14 protein-coding genes and 2 tRNA genes are annotated in these 21,129 nt (G+C 70.5%); 7 read left to right on the plus strand and 9 right to left on the minus strand.

Annotated features, from left to right (window positions below; translation table 11 throughout):
- Nucleotides 1–13: 13 nt before the first annotated feature.
- The 5 genes from treZ to AMK58_RS29590 form a co-directional block, all read right to left on the minus strand.
- Nucleotides 14–5,650 carry a malto-oligosyltrehalose trehalohydrolase gene (gene treZ / locus AMK58_RS15045; RefSeq protein ID WP_059399143.1) on the minus strand — a complete coding sequence of 1,879 codons (5,637 nt, stop codon included), beginning with the start codon at nt 5,648–5,650 and terminating at the stop codon, nt 14–16.
- An 80-nt stretch (nt 5,651–5,730) separates the two neighbouring features.
- Nucleotides 5,731–6,045, minus strand: coding sequence for a hypothetical protein (locus AMK58_RS15050; RefSeq protein WP_035677092.1), 315 nt, complete (start codon nt 6,043–6,045; stop codon nt 5,731–5,733).
- 238 nt (nt 6,046–6,283) lie between these two features.
- Nucleotides 6,284–6,359 (minus strand) — tRNA-Ala (locus AMK58_RS15055).
- 30 nt (nt 6,360–6,389) lie between these two features.
- Nucleotides 6,390–6,476, minus strand: a tRNA-Leu gene (locus AMK58_RS15060).
- Between the two features lie 298 nt (nt 6,477–6,774).
- On the minus strand, nt 6,775–9,666 hold the full coding sequence (locus AMK58_RS29590; protein ID WP_079285337.1) for a hybrid sensor histidine kinase/response regulator: 2,892 nt from the start codon (nt 9,664–9,666) through the stop codon (nt 6,775–6,777).
- Nucleotides 9,667–10,201: 535 nt separating this feature from the next.
- Between AMK58_RS29590 and AMK58_RS15070 the strand changes: the two genes are divergently transcribed.
- Nucleotides 10,202–10,390 carry a hypothetical protein gene (locus tag AMK58_RS15070; RefSeq protein WP_035677089.1) on the plus strand — a complete coding sequence of 63 codons (189 nt, stop codon included), beginning with the start codon at nt 10,202–10,204 and terminating at the stop codon, nt 10,388–10,390.
- A 117-nt stretch (nt 10,391–10,507) separates the two neighbouring features.
- A complete protein-coding gene (locus AMK58_RS15075; RefSeq protein ID WP_051140473.1) occupies nt 10,508–10,990 on the plus strand; it encodes a MarR family winged helix-turn-helix transcriptional regulator in 483 nt (160 codons plus the stop codon).
- Nucleotides 10,991–11,309: 319 nt separating this feature from the next.
- Here AMK58_RS15075 and AMK58_RS15080 read toward each other — a convergent pair whose 3' ends face one another.
- Complete coding sequence (locus AMK58_RS15080) at nt 11,310–11,708, minus strand: hypothetical protein (protein WP_051140472.1); 399 nt, start codon at nt 11,706–11,708, stop codon at nt 11,310–11,312.
- Nucleotides 11,709–11,826: 118 nt separating this feature from the next.
- Nucleotides 11,827–13,428, minus strand: a complete 1,602-nt coding sequence (locus AMK58_RS15085; protein ID WP_059399144.1) for a L,D-transpeptidase family protein — start codon at nt 13,426–13,428, stop codon at nt 11,827–11,829.
- A 364-nt stretch (nt 13,429–13,792) separates the two neighbouring features.
- Here AMK58_RS15085 and AMK58_RS15090 point away from each other — a divergent pair, with 364 nt between their 5' ends.
- Nucleotides 13,793–14,926 (plus strand): D-alanyl-D-alanine carboxypeptidase family protein, encoded by a 1,134-nt coding sequence (locus AMK58_RS15090; RefSeq protein WP_059399145.1) that lies wholly within the window; start codon nt 13,793–13,795, stop codon nt 14,924–14,926.
- 10 nt (nt 14,927–14,936) lie between these two features.
- Here AMK58_RS15090 and AMK58_RS15095 read toward each other — a convergent pair whose 3' ends face one another.
- Entirely contained in the window at nt 14,937–15,245 is a 309-nt protein-coding gene (locus AMK58_RS15095) for an Rdx family protein (RefSeq protein ID WP_079285338.1), read from the minus strand.
- Nucleotides 15,246–15,435: 190 nt separating this feature from the next.
- Here AMK58_RS15095 and AMK58_RS15100 point away from each other — a divergent pair, with 190 nt between their 5' ends.
- The 3 genes from AMK58_RS15100 to AMK58_RS15110 all read left to right on the plus strand — a co-directional run bounded on the left by AMK58_RS15100 (nt 15,436) and on the right by AMK58_RS15110 (nt 18,778).
- The gene (locus AMK58_RS15100) at nt 15,436–15,882 is read left to right on the plus strand and encodes a hypothetical protein (protein WP_079285339.1); all 447 of its coding nucleotides are present in this window, start codon (nt 15,436–15,438) and stop codon (nt 15,880–15,882) included.
- A gap of 137 nt (nt 15,883–16,019) precedes the next feature.
- Nucleotides 16,020–17,048, plus strand: a complete 1,029-nt coding sequence (locus AMK58_RS15105) for an ABC transporter substrate-binding protein (RefSeq protein WP_051140469.1) — start codon at nt 16,020–16,022, stop codon at nt 17,046–17,048.
- 2 nt (nt 17,049–17,050) lie between these two features.
- A complete protein-coding gene (locus AMK58_RS15110) occupies nt 17,051–18,778 on the plus strand; it encodes an ABC transporter permease (protein ID WP_079285341.1) in 1,728 nt (575 codons plus the stop codon).
- Here the strand turns inward: AMK58_RS15110 and AMK58_RS15115 are convergent.
- Nucleotides 18,759–19,871: an ABC transporter ATP-binding protein gene (locus AMK58_RS15115; protein ID WP_079285342.1), complete on the minus strand. Its 1,113-nt coding sequence runs from the start codon at nt 19,869–19,871 to the stop codon at nt 18,759–18,761. The two genes, AMK58_RS15110 and AMK58_RS15115, sit on opposite strands and share 20 nt — an antisense overlap.
- Before the next feature lie 65 nt (nt 19,872–19,936).
- Between AMK58_RS15115 and AMK58_RS15120 the strand changes: the two genes are divergently transcribed.
- Nucleotides 19,937–21,076, plus strand: a complete 1,140-nt coding sequence (locus tag AMK58_RS15120) for an MBL fold metallo-hydrolase (protein WP_236778270.1) — start codon at nt 19,937–19,939, stop codon at nt 21,074–21,076.
- The last annotated feature ends 53 nt before the right edge of the window (nt 21,077–21,129 follow it).

Below are 21,129 nucleotides of genomic sequence, written 5' to 3' on the forward strand. Positions count from 1 at the left end.
TTGCGGGACCCCCTCACCCCAACCCTCTCCCCAGGGGGGAGAGGGGGCTTTCAGGCTTTTTTCCATCGGCCACCGCGGCCGGCCGGGCGGCGGCCATGATGGTGGCGATGGCGCCGGCCTGCGGGCAGTCGGCCATGTCCTCCAGCGCGAGGCGCAGCTTGCGGCGCCAGTTGGGATACTGGTCCACCGTGCCGGGCAGGTTCACCTGCTCCAGCTCGGCGGTCAGGTCGTCCATCTGGACCATGGCGATGGCCGAGCCGGTGCGGGCGAGGAAGGCGTGCACCGCGTGGCCGAGCGCCTCGCTGTAAGGGCTGTCGGGGCCGAAGCTGGCGGGCAGCGGCAGGTAGGCGTCGGCGAGCGCTTCCAGCAGGCGGGCGCGCTCGGCCATGCGGCGGTCGCGCTGGCGCTCCGCCTCGCCTTCGGCGGGGTACAGGCCGCGTTCCTCCTTCAGCGTGATGTCGTGCCCCTCCCACCAGCCGCGCAGCGTGGCGAGGTCGTGGCTGCCCACGGTGGCGAGCGCCGCGTAGGGGTAGTCGTCGGGGCCGCGGAACCCGCCGTCCTCGGTCCATTCGAAGAACATCACCCGGTAGCTCAGGACACCCGCCTCCGCCATGCGCTCGCGGAATCCCTCGGGCACGGTGCCCAGATCCTCGCCGACGACGAGGCAACGGTTGCGCTGGCTCTCCAGGGCCAGAATTCCGAGGAGGTCGTCCATCGGGTAGGCGACGTAGGCCCCTTCGGAGGGCGGGTGCCCCTCCGGTATCCAGTAGACGTGCTGGAGCGCCATGGCGTGGTCGATGCGCAGCGCCCCGGCGTGGCGCATGTTGGCGCGCAGAAGCTCGATGAAGCAGGCGTAGCCGCCCTCGCGCAGCGCGTGGGGGTGGAAGGGCGGCAGGCCCCAGTCCTGCCCGGCCGGGTTGAACAGGTCGGGCGGGGCGCCGACATGGGCCCGCGCCACCACCACATGCGGGTCGGCCCAGGTTTCCGCCCCGCCGCTGTCCGCCCCGACCGCGAGGTCGCGGAAGAAGCCGACGGCCATCCCGCGCTCCCGCGCCCGCTCCGCCGCCGCCTGCAACTGGCTGTCGGCCAGCCATTGCAGCCAGACGAAGAAGTCGATGCGCTCCCGCTGCTCCTCGGCGAAGCGGCGGACGGCGGGGGAGGCGGCGTCCTGATACTCCTCCGGCCAGCGGCGCCAGTCGGGCGTGCCGTCCTTGGCGAAGCGCTCGCGCAGGGCCTGGAAGGTGCCGAAGCGGTCCAGCCCCTCACCCAACTCAGCCCGGAAGGCGGCGAGCGCCCGCCGCCGCTCCTCGCTGCCTTCGGTCTGGAAATGGACGAACAGCCGTTCCAGAACCGGCAGCTTCAGCGCCGCCACGGCGGCGTAATCGACCAGCGGCGCGGCCTCCGCCGCCTTGACGTTCCGCAGGAACGCCTCATCCGCGATCCGGTCGCGGGCCTCGGCGCAGCCCATCAGCTCCGGCACCGCCAGCACGTCGATGTAGAGCGGGTTGAGGAACAGGCGGCTGGCCGGGGAATAGGGGCTGGCCTGATCGGGCTGGTCGAGGAACAGGGCGTGCAGCGGGTTCAGCCCGACGATGCCCGCGCCGCGCGCCGCCGCCATCTCCGCGACGTTGACGAGGTCGCCGAAGTCGCCGATCCCCCAATCCCCGGCGCAGCGCAGGGCGTAGAGCTGCACCGACAGGCCCCAGATCCGCTCGCCCATCTGGAGCGGAGCGGGGAGGTGGCAGGTGGCGGGGGCGGCGATGACCGTGGTCTCCAGGCCGGGATGCTCCGCTCGCAGGCCGTCGACCTCCAGCCGCAGCCGGTGGTAGCCGGGCGCCGGAGCCGCGCCGAGGTCGAGGCGGCGCACCTCGAAGCGCTGCTCACCCAAGCCCGCCTTGCGGACCAGCGGCAGGTCGCCGAAATCGGCCTCGCCGCTGCGGTCGCCCCCGCCCTCCAGCGTCAGGGTCCAGCGCAGCGTCCCGCTGCCTTCCGGCAGGGTGACGGTGACGCTGAAGGGCGGGCGGTCGATGCGCAGCACCGCCACCGGCGGCAGGGGGCGGGCCAACTCGCGCCGCTCCAGCGCCGCCAGCGCCTCCTCTGGGTCGTCGGCGTTCACCTCCATGGCGGCGAGCAGGGCGCGGATGGTGCCCTCCGACGCCTGGATGGTCTCGCCCGACGCCCCGGTGTAGTGCGTCTCGATCCCCATCCGCTCGCCGAGCCGGTCGAGCGCCGTCGTCTCCTCGATGGTCCACAGGACGGACAGCGGCGCCATGGTTCCGGCATCGAGGCCCTTACCCTCGGTCCACAGGACGCGGCCTATGGCCTCGCCCATACCCGTCACGGGGGCGTCGGACAGGTTGGCGAGCAGATGCAGGCGGCTGCCGTCGCCCAGCCGCCAGGACACGCGGATGCCCCGCCCGTCGATCACCTCGTGGGCGGCCGCACCGCCGGGCGGGTTCTCCAGCCGTGGCGCGATCTCCTTGCGGCGCACCGCCAGGATGCGGCGGTACCAGTCCAGCCACTCCCCGTGTTCACCCCGGTCGCGGTCGTCCCAATCGAGCTTGGCCGACTGGAAGGTCTCCGGCGCGGTCGGGTCGGGGATGCGGTCGCGCACCTTCGGGTCCTGGAATTCGGGGAACTTGGCGAATTCCTCCCGCCGGCCGTTGCGCACCGCCTCGGCCAGCTCGTCGGCGAAGTCGCAGAAGAAGGGGAAAGGGCGGTCGGATGCCCATTCCTCGCCCATGAACAGCATCGGGATGCCCGGCCCCAGCAGATAGAGCGAACTCGCCGCCCGCACCGCCTCGGGCCGCGAAAAGCGGGTGATGCGGTCCCCGAAGGCGCGGTTGCCGATCTGGTCGTGGTTCTGGATGAAGGTGACGAAGGCGGTCGGCGGCAGATGCGCCGACGGCTCGCCGCGCGCCTCGCCGCCGCGGTAGGAGGAGGCGTGGCCCTGGAAGGCGAAGCCCTCGGCCATGGCGCGGGCCAGCTTCGCCGCGTCGCCGGCATAGTCGGTGTAATAGCCGGCGTCTTCGCCGGACGCCCAGACGTGCAGGCAATGGTGCAGGTCGTCGTTCCATTGCGCGGTGTGCCAGCGCGGGTCGCCTTCCGGGTGGCGCTCCAGCAGGTGGGCTTCGTTCTCGTCGTTCTCCAGAACGAGATGGACGTGGCGGCGGCAACGCACGGCGTCCTGCACGCGCTCCGCCAGCTCCTGAAGGAACAGCTTGTCGCTGTCGTCGAGGATGGCGTGGACCGCGTCGAAGCGCAGCCCATCCATGTGGAACTCCTCGATCCAATAGAGCGCGTTGTGGATGAAGTAGTCGCGCACCGTGGCGTTGCGCGGCCCGTCCACGTTGATGGCATCGCCCCAGGGGGTCTTGTGCCGGTCGGTGAAGAAGGCCTTGGCGTAGGCGTGGAGGTAGTTCCCGTCCGGCCCGAAATGGTTGTAGACGACGTCGAGGAAGACCATCAGCCCCTTGGCGTGGGCGGCGTCCACCAGCGCCTTCAGATCCTCCGGACGGCCGTAGGCGGCGTCCGGGGCGTAGGGCAGCACCCCGTCATAGCCCCAGTTGCGGGCGCCGGGGAAGTCGGCCACCGGCAGCAGCTCGATGGCGGTGACTCCCAGCTCGACGAGGTGGTCGAGCTTGTCGATGGCGGCGCGGAAGGTGCCTTCCTCGGTGAAGGTGCCGACGTGCAGCTCGTACAGCACCGTCTCGTGCCAGGGGCGGCCGGTCCAGGCGGCGTCGGACCAGCGGTAGACGGTGGGGTCGATCACCTCGCTCGGCCCGTGCACGTCGTCGGGCTGGTGGCGGGAGGCCGGGTCGGGCACGCGCAGCCCGTCGGGAAGCTCGAACTGGTAGCGGGTGCCCGCCTGGGCCTGGGCGGTGGTCCACTCGAACCAGCCGTCGGCCCGTCGCACCATGGGCAGCAGAGCCTGGGTGTCCTCCAGCCACAGCGAGACCCGCTCGGTCCCCGGCGCCCACAGGGTGAAGCGGACGGAGCCGTCGGGCTGCACCTGCGCGCCGAAGGGCATGGCGTGGGCGCGAGCCTCGCCGAGGCGGGTGGCGCCGGGGGCGGCCAGCCCGACCGGGCCGGACGCGCGGTCGGCCACTTCCGGCCCGGCGTCGGCGCCCAGGATGCCGATGGCTCCGGCCAGCGGAATGGCCAGCCAGTCGGGCCGGTTCGCCAGCTCGTAGCCGATCTCGTAGAGCGCCTTCTCCAGCAGGAAGAGTTTCAAAAGCTGCGTGGCCGTCGCCGCGTCGGCTGGCCAGCCCGGGCAATCGCCGATGGCCTCGCGGTAACCGGCGACGAAGGCGGCGGCCGCCTCGCCCTCCCACCAGTTCAGCCAGGCGGTGCGGGCGCCGCGCGCCGTCTCGTCGAGGTCCTCGGGCAGGGCGGCCCGCGCCCCGGCGGCGGCGTAGGTGATGGAGCGCAGCATCCCCGCCACGTCGCGCAGGATGCAGTGCTTGGCCCGCCGTTCGGCCAGCGGGCGCATCGGCTCGCCCTCGAAATCGACGATGAACAGGTCGTCCTTGCCGGCCAGCACCTGCCCCAGGTGATAGTCGCCGTGCAGGCGCATGGCGTGGAAGGTCCCGCGCGGCGGCGTCAGCGTCTCGATCTGCCGCATCACCGTCGCCTCGCTGTCGGCCAGCGACGCGGCGTAGGGGGCGAGGTCGGCGTTCAGCCGCGGGGCGGCCTCGCGCAACTGGCCCAGCACGCGGCGGGCGAGGGTGCGCACGCCGTCCGCCCAGCCCGTCAGCATGGCGGGAGTCACCGGCTCCGGCGTGAAGGCGTCGCCGCCGCCGGGGGTGGCGAGCGCCCGGTGCATCTCCGCCGTGCGGCGGCCCAGCCGGCGCATGAAGGTCATCGGGGCGACGTCGTCCGCCCTGTCGTCGAAGCGCTCGATGCGCTCCGCCAGGGCGGCGGTGACGTGGCTCCAGGCGTCGCGGGCGTCGGGGACCAGCTCCTGCAGGATGCACAGGGTGGCGGCCTCCCCGTCGCCCGTGCGCTCCACCCAGCCCAGCAGGGCGGGGGTGTTGCGGAAGTTGGCGACCTCGGTCAGGAAGCGCCCGACCTCCAACTCCGGATGGATGCCGGATTCCAGCTTGCGCAGCCCTTTCAGGATCGCCGCGTCGCCGATGCGGATGGAGGTGTTGGACTGCTCCGCCCCCGTCCAACGCAGTGCGGCGCCGTTGCCCAGCGCCCCCTTCACAGCGTCGAAGGCCCGGCTGCGGCCATAGCGCAGGCCACCGTTCTCGCCGCCCTTGCGGATGCCGTCGAGCAGCGCGCGAACCACCTCCTCGTCGCCGTAGCCGTCGCGCAGACTGCCCGTCCAGGGGAGCGCCTCGGGGCCGGCGATGGAGAAGGGATCAGCAGTATCGGCCTTGCCGTCGCGGTTGAGCACCAGGGGAAGCTGGTAGAGCTGCGGCTCACGCCCTGGTGCCTCCACCCGCAGCAGGCAGAGCTGGGCGGAACCGGAGGCCAGCGGGAGGGGCAGCGCATCGACGATGCGCACGGCGGGCGTGCCGGCGTCCTTGGCGGCGTACCAGCGCCGTCCGGTCAGGAAGCCGGGAAGCAGTTTGTCCTGAAGCAGGGACAGGGCCTCGCCCTCGATGGGGCCGGAAAAAACGTTCGATTTGGGCGCTGTCGACAAGACACGTCTCCCCTGTTGGGCGGCACGGCTCGCACAACAACCGGGGCGGTGCGGTGTTCCTCCCGCCTGACCGTAGGTGGCTAGCCGTCGGACATGCGCGGATGGTGGGGCAGGCGGCCCAGCCGGCCGATCCGTTCGGCCAGTTGCAACGCTTCGACCACGTCGTCGAGCCGTCCGCATTGCATCAGCGTGTGGGCGTGGGTGTTGAGCGCGGCGACCACGGCGCGTTCGTCGGACACGCCGTCGGCCGGGCGCCCGTCGCGGTCGAGGATGACCGCGCCGAGGGCGGCCAGCGCCTCCGCCGACAAATTCACGGCGTCGAGCATCGCCGCGTCGTCCTTCTCCGCGGCGTTCAGCACGGGTTCCAGCACCTCGGCGAGCAACCGGGGATTCATGAAGGCACGCTCCTGACGGCATCTGCGCTTTAAAACATTGAAAATGGCCCGTTGTGCCGCGGCCGCAAGCCGATGCCCCGTCAACTGAACGGGAGGTAGAGGGCATCGATGCTTTTCATGGCGGTGACGGAGCGCCTGTTCCCGAAATGCCCGGTGAAGCCTTGTCGGCACCAGCGCGAAAGCAAGGGGGCGTGGAAAAGGAAAAGCCGGCAACCCGTCAAGGTTGCCGGCTTCATGATGGTGGAGCCAAGGAGGATCGAACTCCTGACCTCTACAATGCCATTGTAGCGCTCTCCCAGCTGAGCTATGGCCCCACTTGTCGATCAGACCAACACAAGAAGTGTTGGTGCGCTTGGAGGGACTCGAACCCCCACGGCCTTTCAGCCACTAGGACCTGAACCTAGCGCGTCTACCAATTCCGCCACAAGCGCATCGTCTGCTCTTTGCCCCGCGTCTCTTGGGGTGACGCGGGAGCGCTGATATAGCCCTGCGGGCGTCGCTGCTCAAGCGAAATCTTTGGACGTCGTCATTTTTCCGCCGAAGGGCGCTCACCCCCTTCGGCGCACCCCCGGCGCGCCGGGCGCTACGACTTTCCCCCTTTCGCGCGGGGTAGGCGCCGCTGCTATCTTCAGCTTGCCCCAAGGGCGTGTGCCTCCCTGTTTTGCACCTCAAGGGCCCGCCGTTCATCCGGACGGCGGGCCGCTTTCTTTTGCGGGAGCCGCGAGCCCTCTACAGCGGCAGACGCTCACCCTCAGCACCGGTCATGCTGTCCGCCGTCCTTCTGGGCTGCGTCGTCATGGCGCGGTCGAGGACGCGGCGGAGCTGGCGCGGCGTCACCGGCTTGCGGACCACCTCCAGCCCGTGTGCGGCGGCGTCCGTCTCGCATTCCTGACCGGCTTCCCCGGTCAGGATCATGGCGGGCACATCCCATCCGGCCATGGCGCGGACGCGCACCACCGCCTCCGTCCCGACGCGCCCTTCACGCAGGCGGTAGTCGACCAGCATCACGTCGGGCATGCGGCCGTCCGCCTCGACCTTCGCCACGGCCTCGTCGGCGGAGCCGGCGATCAGCACCTCGTAACCCCATTCGCGAAACATGTCGCGCAGCCCCAGCAGGACGATGGCGTCGTCGTCCACCAGCAGGGCGCGCGGGGCGTCGCGACCGCCGGTGAAGGGGGAGGCGGTCGGCGGCGGCGGTGGCGGTGGCTCCACGGCGGCCAGCGGGACGGTGATGGCGAAGACGGAGCCGCGGCCCGGCTGGGATTTCACCTCCACGGGATGGTCGAGGATCGCCGACAGGCGCTGCACGATGGCGAGCCCGAGCCCGAGCCCGCGCGCCCGGTCCCGCTCCGGGTTGTTGATCTGGTGGAACTCCGCGAAGATCCGGGTCAGCTGATCGGGCGGAATGCCGATTCCGGTGTCGCTGACCTCGATCCGCACCAGCCCATTCCGTGTCTTTTCGTCCTGAACCCGGATGGCGATCTGCACCGCCCCGCGCTCGGTGTATTTGACGGCGTTCTCCAGCAGGTTGCGCACCATGCGGCCCAGCAGCACGCGGTCGCTGCGCACCGTTGCCGCCCGATCCTGCACGATGCGGAAGGCCAGCTTCTTGCTCTCCAAAATCGGCGCGTAGGAGGCGGCGATCTCGTCCAGCAGGCTGTTCAGGGCGAAGGGCTCCACGCGCGGATCGACCGCCCCGGCGTCCAGCCGGGACACGTCCAGCAAGCTGTCCAGCAGCCCCTTCAGCGTGTCCAGGCCGCGCTCCAGCATCTCCAGGCTGCGCTGCCCCTGCTCGTCGCTGATGAAGCGGTGCAGGACGCCGGTGAACAGGAACATGGACTGCATCGGCTGGCGCAGGTCGTGGCTGGCCGCCGCGAGGAACTTCGATTTGGCGCGGTTGGCCTCGTCGGCCTCCTCCTTGGCGCGCTGGAGCGCCAATTCCATCGCCTTGCGCTCCCCGACGTCGCGCAGCGTGCAGATCGCCAAGGTCATTTGTCCATCGGGGGCACGGACCGGAGTGGCGCTGACCGATAGGGTCATGGCGGTGCCATCGGGCCGGGTGTAAGGCAGATCCTCCTGCTCTACCGACTCGCCTTGCCGCAATGCGCGGAGCAATGGGCAACGCCCATCGCCGAAGCAGGCGCCGCCGTTGCAAGTCTTCATGCCGTCGCAGTCGCCGCCGACGGCGGTGGGCAGCGGGCCGCCGAGCAGGCGAAGCGCCGTGTCGTTGACCTTGACGATCCGCCCGGTCGGCGCCTCCGCCACCAGCAGCCCTGAGGGTAGATGATCCAGAATGGCCGTCAGCAGGCTGCGCTCCGCTTCGAGCTGCCGGGTCAGGAGACTGCGCTCGTCCTCCAGGCGCCGGCGGTCGGTGGCGTCGCGGAAGTAGAGGGCCAAACCCTTGCGCGAGGGGAAGGCGCGGACGGCGAACCAGACGCCGCTGCGCGGCCCCTGCGTCTCGAACTCCACCGCCTCGCGGCTCTCCATGGCCTGCTGCAGGGTCCGCCCGGACTCGCCGGCCATCAGTTCCGCGAAGGCTTGGCGCCCGTTCCGGCCAATGGCGTCCCCAGAATCAGGCAAGAGGGTCCGCGCCCGTTCGTTGACGAAGACGACCCGCCAGGACCGGTCGAGTTCGGCCACGGCGTCCGTCGTGCTCTCCAGGACCGACGCCTTCTCGACAACGGTTTCCAGCATCCGATCGCGCACGCGCAGGAACTGCCGCATGCCCCAGGCGGCACCCAGGCAGGTAAGCAGCAGCACCCCGCCGAACAGAGCCAGCGAAAGGAGCATGGCGTCCTGGACCGGGCGCATCGCCGCGTCACGGTCGATCCCGATGGCGATCATTGATTCGCGGGTGCCGGTGTCCAGGGGGGCGGACACCACCATCCGCTCCGTTCCGCCGGTGTCGAACACGGCCGCCGACCGTGTTCCCCGCGCCGCGTGCATGGCCTGGAGCATGGCGGTGGGCAGGGGCTGCCCGATGGCGTCGGGCGCCTCCGGCAGGCGGGCCACTAAGTGGCCCTGTCGGTCGGCGATCACCATCTCCATGCCGGGGGGCAGGGGGCGGTTGCCCAGGTTCTCCTCAAGCCAGCGGGCGTCGAGAAGCACGGTGACCACACCGCCCGCGGGACCGCCCGGCGTGCCGTCCGGCGCCGGATAGGCCAGCCGGAAGGGCAGGATGGGGCGCTGGTTGGGATAGCGCAGTCCGTACTCGCCCGTCGTCAGGGCGCCGGTGGCCAGCGCGTTCTGGAAGGTGCGGATGCCGCCGAGATCGACCCCAAGCGAGACCGGGTCGGTCGCGCACCACACCCGGCCCTCCCGGTCGGCCACCTCCACCGACAGATAGGCGGGGTAGCGGGCGCGCAGCCGGTCCATGGTCGGCTGACAGTCCGGCGGCCCGGCCTGTGGCACACCGGATTCCACGATCGTCGCCAGCACCTGCCGCGCTTCCGCGGCGATGCGCTGCTGTTCGGCATCCAGCAGGTCGAGAAGGCGCAGGGTGTCGTTCCGCACCTCGTTTTCCCGATCCTGCCGCAGGCTGTGCTGCGTCATGAACTGGAGCGCCGCGAGCGGCACCACGGCGGCCACGAGCAAGAGAAACAGACGCAGATAATGGGGCATCGCCAAGAAAATCTGATGAAGGAAGGCCCCCGCCCTCGCGCCCGGACGCGCCGAACCGGCGCGGGCGGCAGCTGGACAAGAACCATCGGCGGTGGATGTTCTTCAAACTCCACAGTGCGTTCATGCCACATGGAGGCGCAGATGCAACGATTAACGGATCGGATAACTCTATTTTGCTTCGGAACCGGGGCCTTCCTCAGCGGCGCCTCAGAAGGAAGCCGGCCAGCGCACAGCACAGGGCGGTCACGACGATGGGCAGGGCGTCGGATCGTAGGACACCACCGTCACCAGAAGGACGAGGGTGCTCGTCACCATCAACGCGCCGGACATGCCCATGCGCATCGCCTCCCCCAAAGAGACCCGGTCTGGCAAACAGGCTTGCGCGCGATGCGTCGCGGCTTCGGTCCACCTAACCGCTCCGAGCAAAGCTGGGTCCCATGCGCAACGAAGAATTTTCATGGCGCCTCTCGCATTCGCGTAATATTTCTCAATTGTAATTGGTGGCCCCACCACCGTCCTTCCGCGTGAGCCGACCATGCCGTGGAGCCGCACTCCATCCTATCAGGCCATCACCTTGCTGCGCCGGCACAGCCGGGAATGCCGCGGGTTGGAAACCCGCGAGTATCTGGTTGCCGTGGAGCGTCGGATGGTCGAACTCATCGATCTGGAGCGGCGGGAGACCCGCGATGGAGAGGCATCAGCGATCCGCCAAGCGGCGGAGTGACCTGGACATTCGGCATATTTCAAAATGGTAACGTAGTAAGCCTCTCCTGAAACACAACCGACACAGATCGGTGTTAAAGGCCAAAGTGTCTTTCATTGACACGAGGCCGCCGCGTTCATGGCTTTCCCGACCGAAATGGCCGGCAATGATGGTGCCGACGGCAGGGAGCGTTGCGACGTCACCCTTTGCACCGTCCCCGCCGAGTCCATCCACAGCCGCATCCGCCGCGTCCATCAGCGCGCCACGGCGATGCTGAGCGATGCGTTGACCGACTTCAACCTGACGGCGCCGCAATGGGCGGCGCTGGCGGCGCTGTACCAGCACGGGCCGATGTCGCAGATCGATCTGGGCCGCAGCATCGCGATGGACCCCGCCACAATGCAGGGTGTGGTGGTGCGGCTCATCGACCGCGGCTATCTCCTGCGCAGTCCCGACAGCCTGGATCGCCGCCGCAACCTCGTCAGGCTGGCCGACAGCGGGCGCCGGGTGGTAGAGGCGGCCGGACCGGCCATCGCGCGGGCGGAAGCCGAATTGACCGGGCGCCTGTCCGTGGACGAACGGCATCGCCTGGCCGATCTGCTGGCCCGCTTGGGCGCGTGAAACCCGGCGTTGCGGCGGAAACGGTGGGTGGGGCCAATGGTCCGGGTTAGCCCAAGTTATGCACATTCACCTGAACGCCGTCCTTGACTCTGCGAATGTTGCTTTTTTGTTTTTCCAGACCCGTTTGGAACCGTTAAAACCCACAAAAGCCGGGCAATTCCGCCATTTCAGCAGTGCCTGAAATTTGGGCAATTTGCTCGGGGCCGTGGATTCACGGCCATGCTCACAGGTTGCCCCCGGATTCGCTCACAGAGTTACCCACAGCTTCTGGGGATATCCCGATATTGCGGATAGAGTTGCCCGTCTGCAGCCTGTCCACTCAGCCGATCACCCGCCATTGCCCGTCGGGGTCCAGACAGGCGGTTCCGACCAGCGTCGCGGGGCGTCCGCCGACGACGCCGGGCATCTGGAAATCGCGGCAATAGCGCCCGCCGGGGCCGAGATAGGTGGGTGAGGTCCGGGTGGCCAGTGGTGCCGCCGGCACCGGCTGGGGGACCGGCACGTAGGCCGAGGGCGGATAGGCCACGGGCGGATAGAATGCGGGTGGTGGCGGAACGTAGACGGGGGGTGGAAAGCCGAAGGCCAGAGGCAGCGTGACGCTGAAGCCGAAAAAGTTGCCCCCATGCCAGCCGCCGCCGGCGAACACCGGGGCCGGCATCATCAGAAGGGCGGGCAGGAGCAGGGAGCACAGCCGCGCTGAAGCCGGGAAGGGGGTCATGGCATACCTCCGCCGCGGCGCGGGATGGGCGCCGCCGTAAGAAAGATGGGTACGAAAAAGGCGCCGTCGAGACGGCGCCTTTTCTACGTTCTCAGAAGCGTGGTCCTGCGCGGCGGCGTCACATCGCCGTGCGGACGGCCTCGGCCCCGTTGCGCGTGTCGGCGGCGCGGGCCGGGGTGGTCGTGGAGGAGGACTGGGCGGGCGCCGGGGCCGGCTGCGGAGCGGCGGCCGGGGTCGGACGGACGGGCTTCGGTTCCACCCGGCGCGGGGCCGAGACGGTGCCGGCTGTGGGGGACTGGCCGGCCGACGGAGCGGCCGAACTGGTCGGCACATCGTCGTAGATGCCCGGATGCACCCGCACGGTGCCGTCCGTCTCCACCGTGGAGGTCCAGTAGACGAAGCGGACCGGCACGGCGTTGGGCAGGGAGACCGTCTTGGTCTTGCCGCTGTCGAGCTGCCGCTCGATCGCCGCGGAGTCGAGCTTGGCGGGGCGCAGCAGGGTTTCCGCGACCATCCGCGCGTCGGCCAGCCGCACGCAGCCGGAACTGGCGGCGCGCAGGTCGCGCTCGAACAGCCGCGGGTCGTTGGTGCCGTGCAGGAAGATGCCGTCGCCGTTGGTCAGGTTGAAGCGGAAGCGGCCGAGGGCGTTGTCGTCGCCGGGCTTCTGGACGATGCGGATGCGCTCCGGCGTCACCTGCCACCAGTTGATGCTTTCCGGCACCACTTCGACCCCGTCCAGATAGACGACGGCGTCCTTGATGCCGGTGTTGCCCTTCTTGCGCAGCACCGGCAGCTTGTCCTCGACCAGAACGGTCGGCGGCACGGTCCAGGTCGGGTTGATCGTCACGCTGGTGACGCGGTCCTGGAGCAGCGGGGTCTGGCGCGACGGGCGGCCGACCACGGCGCGCATGGTGAAGTTCAGCTTGCCGCGCTCGATGAAGGACACGGTCTGGCTGGGCAGGTTGACCAGGATCACCGTGTCCGGAACGGACGTCTGGAAGGCGCGCATCGACGCGGTGGCGCCGCGCATCAGCTTGGCGGCCTCCTTGGGTGTGCGGTCGAGTGCCTGGCGCGTGACCTCGCCGACCTTGCCGTCCTGCATCAGCCCTTCGGAAAGCTGGAAGGCGCGGACCGCCACTTCAAGAGTGTCGTCGAAGGTCTCCGTCCACTGCTCCTGGTTCAGGAAGCCCAGCTCGATCAGCCGGGTGGACAGCCGGCCGACGCGGTCGGCGGTGCGCGCCCGCACCTGGATGGTCAGGGCCGGGGGCGGGGGCAGTACCTCCACCACCGTGCCGGGCGTCGCCGTTCCGCTGAGCGCGTTGCCGGGCGTCGCCGACGGATCGGCCTGCGGGATCGGTTCGGCGGGCGGAGTCACGACGACCGTCGGCGCCGTCCCGGCTGCGGGGGCGGTGCCCTCCGGCACGTCGGACGGGCGCACGGGGCCGGGGGCCACCACGTCGACCATGCCGCCGTCGCCCTTCTTCAGGACGGAACCATAGCCCACGCGCGTTTGCTGCACGCGGGGCATGGCTTCCAGTTCGGCGGCGCGCTGGTCGATCCGCGCGATCCAGGTTCCCACGACATCCCGGCCCGTGGAAGAGGTGCCCGAAGCGGTGGACGGCGCGGCCTGCACGGGCAGGGCGAGCAGCCCGGCGAGGAGGCACGCGGCGACCCTCGCTCCGAGGGCGGGCCGGGCGCAGGTGCGAATGGTCGTCAGCATAATCGAAGCATCCCACGCGGCGATGAACAGACGGCTAACGAAAGGCTCTGTCCAGACGTGAGGTCGCATGGACGACACGCGGGAACCAGCGCCCTTTCGGCATAAGACATCTGACGCCCGCGGCGGCGCGGCACAAGTGACATCGCTCTGGATGATGCTTCTGTGCCACAATGTGCACAGCAGAGTTGCCGCTGGGACACAGGCAATGGTGGATCCGTTGTGATCGATTGGTACCAGCTGATTGGTAAACGGCGACGCTCACGCCAGAACCGCAAAATCACACAAGGCTTCAGAGATTCGACACATTTTTTGTTAACCGCTTTCAGGGTACAGGAGGCGACCATCTCTCCATCCGGTCGCCATCATGCCGCGTTCGCCGTACGGTTTCGTCCTGCCGCTGCTTCTGTCCCTGGCCATTGCCACGCCCGTCGCCTTCAACCCTGCGGACGCCCTCGCCAAGGCGGCCCAGGAGACGGTGCACAAGCAGGCGCCCAAGCCCACCGCCAAGACGGCCGCCAAGGCTGCGCCCCAGAAGGCCGCAGCGTCCAAGACCGCGGCGAAGCCCGCCGCCGTCCGGACCGTGCACAAGGCCGCCGTCCACAAATCGGCCACCCACAAGGCCACCGTCCGCAAGGCCACCGTCCACCGTACGGGCAAGGCGCGCCGCGCGGGGCGCGTCGCCGCCGGGGCCGCCGCGGGCACCGTGGCGGGCGCCGCCGTCTTCCGCCCGGTCCACGCCTATGTGCTGATGGACGCGCAGTCGGGCCGGGTGCTCGATTCGGAGAACGCCGACACGCTGACCTACCCGGCGTCGCTGACCAAGATGATGACCCTGCTCCTGACCTTCGAGGCGCTGGAGCGGGGCACGCTGCGGCTGGACCAGGAACTGCCGGTGTCGCGCCACGCCACCAACCAGAAGCCCTCGCGCCTCAATCTCGCCGTCGGCTCGACCATCCGGGTGGAGGACGCGATCCTGGCCCTGACGGTGAAATCGGCCAACGACGTCGCCGTCGTGCTCGCCGAAGCGCTGGGCGGCAGCGAGGAGCAGTTCGCCGAGATGATGACCGCGAAGGCGCAGGCGCTGGGCATGACCAGCACCACCTTCCGCAACGCCTCCGGCCTGCCGCACAAGGAGCAGCGCACCACAGCCCGCGACATGGCCCGCCTGTCGCGCGCCGTCGTGTCCCGCCCGGCGCGGGAATACGCCTATTTCTCGCGCACGCGTTTCGACTGGAACGGCGCGGTGGTGCCCGGCCACAACCGGCTGCTCGGCCGAGTCGAAGGCTATGACGGCATCAAGACGGGCTTCATCAATCTCAGCGGCTTCAACCTCGCCGGCAGCGCCAGCCGCAACGGCCAGCGCCTGGTCGCCGTCGTGCTGGGCGGCACCACCGCCGCCGCCCGCGACCGCGAGGTCGCCGAACTTCTGGAGCAGGGCTTCGGCTCGGCGCCTCCCAAGCAGACGGTGGCCGTCACCGACGTGAAGGCCGTCCGATAAAGCTTTCTCCTCATGGCTCCGCCGACCGCTTGCGGTCGGCGTGGCCCAGCGGCTTGTCGGGGGCGATGTGGTCGCGCACCCGCTGTTTCAGTTCGGTGATGTCGGGGAAGCGGCCCTCCTCCTTGCGCGACCAGACCACCGCCGCGCCGCGCCGCACCTCGAAGATGCCCCCGGTGCCGGGCATCAGGGTGACGCCGCCCAGCTCGTCCTCGAAGGTGGTCAGAAGCTCCTGCGCCATCCAGGCCGCGCGCAGCATCCAGCGGCACTGGCGGCAATACTCGATCTGAAGGATGGGCCGGTCGGGGGCTTCGCTGGTCACGGTCCGCGCTCCTGTCGCTTGGTCTGTCGTCCGTATAGGGTGTTGCCGAACGGCTTGTCATCCAAGCCCTTCGCGCTGTTCCGTTCGAAGAAGGGGCGTTGCGGCCTCCCCACAGAGCGGTATCGCCAAAGACGCTTTGCCTCGCGCCCCCCTCAGGCGCTTCTCTGGAGCCGGAGCAACGAGGTGGAGCATGCCGGTACACACCGCGAAGCGCCTGTGGCGCCAGGAAAAGGGCTGCGGATTCTGTATGCGGTCGGAAACCGGCGCGCTGTGGTGCCGGGGCCTGTGCCGTGACGTCTCCCTCACCGAGCTGGTCCACCGCGTGCATGCGGTCCGCGACAACGCCATGCGGCTGGAGGTCTCCACCCTGCTGGTGACCAGGCCGGCGCCCCTGCGCGCCGTGCCCGGCGACGAGAACGCGCCAGCCGCACGCGCCGCCCAGCTCCGCGGCGCCGTGGTGGACAGCATGGTGCGCAGCCTGTACCGCCTGCGCACGAGCGCCAGCGCGATGGCGCGCTCCGCCGACCGGCTGGAGGCCACCCGCAAGGCGCTGAGCCTCTGCAAGGGGGGAGCCGTGTCCGTCGATCCCCCATCCGCAGGCCGTTCCCTTTCCCTGTGCCGCCCCAATCGGGTATGACGCTGAAGAGCGTCCGGAACGGCCATCGTCACGCGGCTGTCATGGTTCTGGCGTAAACAAGGGCCTTCGTTCGCATACCGGGGCACTCCAGTGAGGCTCCGGACCGGCGGAGACGACCAGAGAGGGAAACGGGAGACATGAAGGCCAAGCGCACACACCTCGCCGCCGCGTTCGCGGCCATCGGGACGACCATCGCCGCCGCCGCCGGCGCGCTTCTGCTGGCCTTGCCCGCCCACGCCGCCACGGACGGGCCCGCCGGCAAGCTGGTGCTCTACACCTCGCAGCTCGAAGCCGACGCCAAGCAGACGGTGGACGCCTTCAAGGCCAAGAACCCCGGCGTCGAGGTCGAATGGGTCCGCAGCGGCACGACCGAGCTGATGAACAAACTGCGCGCCGAGATCGCCGCGGGCAGCCCGCAGGCCGACCTGCTGCTGATCGCCGACGCCGTGACCATGGAGTCGCTGAAGGCGGAGAAACGCCTGCTGGCCTACAAGGACGCGCCGGTTCAGGGCTACCGCCCCGGCACCCACGATCCGGACGGCACGTGGTTCGCCACCAAGCTGATCACCACCGGCATCGCCTACAACACGGCGGCGCCGATGAAGCCCTCCTCCTGGCTCGACCTGCTGAAGCCGGAAGCCAAGGGCACCACCGTGATGCCCAGCCCCCTCTACTCCGGCGCTGCGGCCATCCACATGGCCGCCGTGAAGGAGCAGCCGGATCTCGGCATGGCCTTCTACGAGAAGCTCCAGGCCAACGGGACCACCGCGGCCAAAGGCAACGGCGGCATCCTGAAGTCGGTGGCCAGCGGCGAGAAGCTGTACGGCGTCATCGTCGACTATCTGCCGATCCGCGAGCAGGCCAAGGGCGCCCCGGTCGCCTTCGTCTTCCCCAAGGAGGGCGTCAGCGCGGTGACCGAGCCGGTCGCCATCCTGAACACCAGCAAGAATCCCGACGCCGCCAAGGCCTTCATCGCCTTCCTGCTGAGCAAGGAAGGCCAGGAGCTGGCCTCCCGCCAGGGCTTCCTGCCGGCGCTGCCGGGGGTGGCGCCGCCGGCCGGCTTCCCGGATACCTCCTTCATCTCGCTGATGCCCTATGACCCGGCCAAGGCCCTGAAGGACGACGAGGCCAACAAGAAGGACTTCGCCGACCTGTTCGGCGGCTAAGAATGAGTCTGGCCACACTCAACGACCGGCGGCCTTTCCGCGCCGCCGGTCGTTTTTCCGTTTCCGGGGCGCCGCTGCTGTTCGCGCTGGCCGGGCTGATCGTCCTGCTGCCGATCCTGCGGCTGGTGTGGGAGGTCGCCGGACCGATGGCGGGGGGCGACCTGACGGCGCTGACCCGCGTGCTGACGTCCAAGATGACGTGGCGCGCCACCGGGAACAGCGTCGCCATCGCGGCGGGGGCCACGGTTGTCGCGGCGGCGCTCGGCGTGCCCTTCGCGCTGCTCTGCGGCCTGACCGACCTGCGTGGCAAGACGGCGTTGGCCTTCTGCCTGATCCTGCCGCTGATGATCCCGGCGCAGATCGTCGCCTTGTCCTGGATTCACCTCGCCGGGTCGGGCAGCCCGCTGCTGAAGCCGCTGGGCCTCGCCCCGGCGCCGGGCACGCCGAACCCGGTCTATTCCTCCGCCGGGATGATCCTGGTGATGGGGATCGAGCACGCGCCGCTGGTCTTCCTAGCGTTGCGCGCCGCCCTGCGCGCCGTGCCGCGCGATCTGGTGGAGGCGGCGCAGGCGGCGGGCGCCCGCCGCGGGCGGGTGTTGCGCACCATCGTCCTGCCGCTCAGCCTGCCGGGGCTGGCCGCCGGGCTGGCCCTGTCCTTCGTCGCGGCGCTTGGCAATTTCGGGGTTCCGGCGCTGCTCGGCATCCCGGCGGGGATTCCGGTTCTGCCGACGCTGATCTACCGGCGGCTGGCCGGCTTCGGCCCGTCGGTCCTGCCGGAGGTCGCGGTTCTGGCCGTGCTCATCGGCGCCATCGCCTGCGTCGGCATCGCCGCGCAGATGGCCCTCCAGGCGCGGGTGGACGCGCGGGTGATCGGCGGCTCGGCGCCCGCAGCGGTGCTGCGGCTGGGCCGGGCGCGGCGCCCCTTGGAAATCCTCTGCTGGACGGTGGTGGCGCTGATCCTGGCGGCGCCGTTGGCGGCGCTGGCCTCGACCAGCCTGATCCGTGTCTACGGTCTGCCGCTGGGGCCGGAGACGGCGACGCTGGCGCATTACGCGACGGTGCTGGGACTCGATCAGGTGGGGCGGGCCTTCACCAACTCCTTCGTGCTGTCGGGGGTGGCGGCGCTGCTGCTGGTCCTGCTGGCGATCCCTCTGGCCCACGCGATGGCCGGGCCGGGAAAGGGCGGGCGGCTGGTCCGCGCCGTCGGTGTGCTGATCGAGCTGCCGCACGCGGTGCCCGGCGTGGTGCTGGCCATCGGCTGCATCCTGGTCTTCCTGAAGCCGCTGCCGCTGCTGGGGGTGAGCCTCTACGGCACGCTGGGGATCATCCTGGCGGCCTATCTGGCGCGTTTCCTGTCGCTGGCCCTGCGCCCGGCCCAGGCCGCCTGCGCCGCTCTGGACCCGGCGATGGAGGAGGCGGCGCGGGCCTGCGGCGCCGGTCCGTTGCGCCGTCTGCGCACCATCGTCGCTCCGCTGGTGGCCCCGGCGGCGGCGGCGGGCGGCGTGCTGGTGTTCCTGACCGCCTTCAACGAGCTGACCGTGTCGATCCTGCTGTGGTCGCAGGGGCGGGAGACGCTGGGCGTCGTCGTCTACGCGCTGGAGGAGGGCGGCAGCCCGACGCTCGCCGCGGCGCTGAGCGTGGTGACGATTGCCGTAGTGGTGACGGTGCTGCTGGCGGTCGGCTGGCTGGGGCGGCGGTTGCCGGCGGGGATCATTCCCTGGCGGGGGTGAGGCGTTCCTGAGACGGGCCCTCCGGCACCACCCAGCCGTCGCGCACCGCGAGGCGCAGCGCTTCGCCCGGCGCGACCTGCGCGTCGCCGGACACCCGCAGCAACAGGCGCACGCCCGGCGCGGCCTGCGGTTCGGCCTCCACCAGCACGAATCCGCCCTTGTAGGCGGCGCGCACCACAGTCGCGGCGATGGGGCCGTCCGGCGCCGGCTCCAAATCCTCGGGCCGCAGGCAGACCAGCGCTTGTCCCTCCGGCTGGCCGGTACGGCAGCGAACCAGCGCCTCCGCCCCGAACAGGCGCACCCGCACGCGGCCGTCGGCGGCCGGACCCGTCACCACGCCGTCCACCACCGCGCCCTGGCCGACGAAGCCGGCGACCATCCGCGTCGCCGGTTCGCGGTAGAGCGTGCGGGGCGCCGCCACCTGGGCCAGCCGCCCGTGGTCGAGCACGGCGATTCGCGTCGCCAGCGCCATGGCCTCGGCCTGATCGTGGGTGACGTAGACCATGGTGGCGCCGGTCTTGGTGTGGAAGTCGGCGAACTCCTCCTCCATCGCCGCGCGCAGATGCACGTCGAGGTTGGCGAGCGGCTCGTCCAGCAGAACCAGCTCCGGGCTCATCACGAGGCAGCGGGCCAGGGCGACGCGCTGCCGCTGGCCGCCCGACAACTCGGCGGGGTGGCGCGCGTCGAAGCCCGACAGCCCCACCGTGTCGAGCGCGGCGCGCACCCGCTGCTCCCGTTCCGCGCGGGGAACGCGGGCTGTTTCCAACGGGTAGGCGACGTTCCCGGCCACCGTCATGTGCGGCCACAGCGCGTAGGACTGGAAGACGAGGCCGATCCGCCGCTCCTCCGGCGGGACGTGGGTGGCGGGGCCGGACAGGGTGCGCCCGCCGACCGTGATGCGCCCGCCGTCCAGCCGCTCGAACCCGGCGACCATGCGCAGCAGCGTGCTTTTCCCGCAGCCCGACGGGCCGAGCAGGGCGAGGAACTCCCCCGCCGCCACGTCGATGGTCACGCCGTCCACCGCGGGAGCGGGCGTCCCGGCATAATGGCGGGAGGCGTCGTCGATCAGGAGAGCGGGCGTCTGAGTGGTCATGGCACCGGAAGTCGCGCTATTCAGGAAGGCGGCGAGGGATAGGCACAGTGCGGAACGGGGGCGTGATGTCAAGTGACGCTGCGATGACGGGGGCGATGACGGGGCGTGGGCAGAAGGTTCGGCTGCGCGCCCTGTCGGGTCTGGGGAACAAGGGGCCGGCCTGCTTCCTGGCGATGGTCGGCGGGGCGCGGCTGCTGCTCGACCTCGGCGAAGGGCCGGACGCCGGGCGCCTGCCGCCGCTGAGCGGGGCGGGGCGGGTGGACGCCATCCTGGTCACCCACACCCACGGCGACCATGCCGGCGCCCTGGGCCTGCGCCATCGGGTCGGCAGCCCGCCAGTCTACGCCACGCCGCTGGCCGCCCGCCTCCTGCCGCCGACCGTCGCGGCCCTGCCGCTGCCGGTCCGCGGAACGGTGGAGATCCAGGGCGTGCCGGTGACCACCGGGCGGTCCGGCCATGCGCCGGGCGGGGTGTGGATTCACCTGGGCACGGAGGACGGCGGGATCCTTTACATGGGCGACCATTCCGACGAATCGGCCCTGTTCCCCTTCGACCCGCCGCCGCCGGCGCGGCGGGTGATCCTCGACGCCTCCTACGGGCTGGACGACACCCCGCAGACCGAGCGGCTGGCCGCGCTGGAGCCTTTCCTGCACGCGGGCGGCGCGCTGTTCCCGGTGGCGGCGGACGGGCGCGGGCCTGAAATGGCCCTGTGGGCGCTGGAGCACGGCGTGGTTCCGGCCATCGACGACGCCCACCGCGCCGCCATCGCCCATCTGCTGGCGGAGGCCGACACCGCCCTGCGGCCCGGCGTGGAGGAACGTCTGCGGCGGCTGCTGGACCGCGCCAAGGCGCCGGGCGATCCACGCGACGTGACCTTCGCCGCCGGTCCCAACGCGACCAGCGGCACCGCCGCGGAGCTGGTGGAGCGCTGGGGTGGGGTGGATGGGCCGGAGCCAAGTGGTCCTGAAATCGTCTTCACCGGCTACCTCGCGGCGGGCACGCCGTCGCGGATGCTGGTCGACGCCGGCCGCGCGCGGTATCTGCGCTGGAACGTCCATCCCACGCTGCGCCAGTTGACGGCGCTGGTGGACGCCACGGGGGCGGAGCGGGTGCTGCCCGCCTTCGGCGACATCCGGCACCGGGAGGGCTGGCGGGCCGCCTTCGCCCCGGCGATCCTGGAGGGGCTGGACGCTCCGGAGGACTGAGCGCGAGAGGAACGCGGCGGGCACCCTGTTGGCATGCTTGTCCCGTTGCCGGC

Origin of the sequence: Azospirillum brasilense (assembly GCF_001315015.1) — a bacterium.
GTDB classification, from domain to species: Bacteria; Pseudomonadota; Alphaproteobacteria; order Azospirillales; family Azospirillaceae; genus Azospirillum; species Azospirillum brasilense.